We start from the raw sequence: 221 nt of genomic DNA, 5'->3' as shown, positions 1-221 counted from the left end.
CGCTAATTCGTTTCACTTCTGAGTTCGGAATGGAAGTCAGGTGGGTCCAAATCGCTATGGTCGCCAAGCAAATTCTTTAATCTGGAAAACTGATTTTAAGTTCTACTACACATTCAATCGTTCTTGCATTGAATCCATCAAAACCCCTTGGGTGTTGTATGGTTAAGCCTCACGGGCAATTAGTACAGGTTAGCTCAACGCCTCACAACGCTTACACACCC

At 43.9% G+C, this 221-nt stretch carries 1 rRNA gene; it reads right to left on the bottom strand.

Annotated elements, in window-relative coordinates:
* Nucleotides 1–68 (bottom strand): 5S ribosomal RNA (gene rrf / locus VJL_RS27485); the annotation flags it as partial.
* Nucleotides 69–221: the final 153 nt, after the last annotated feature.

Source organism: Vibrio jasicida CAIM 1864 = LMG 25398 (genome assembly GCF_000400365.1).
GTDB lineage: Bacteria > Pseudomonadota > Gammaproteobacteria > Enterobacterales > Vibrionaceae > Vibrio > Vibrio jasicida.
This window is presented reverse-complemented; position numbering and strand designations above follow the sequence as displayed.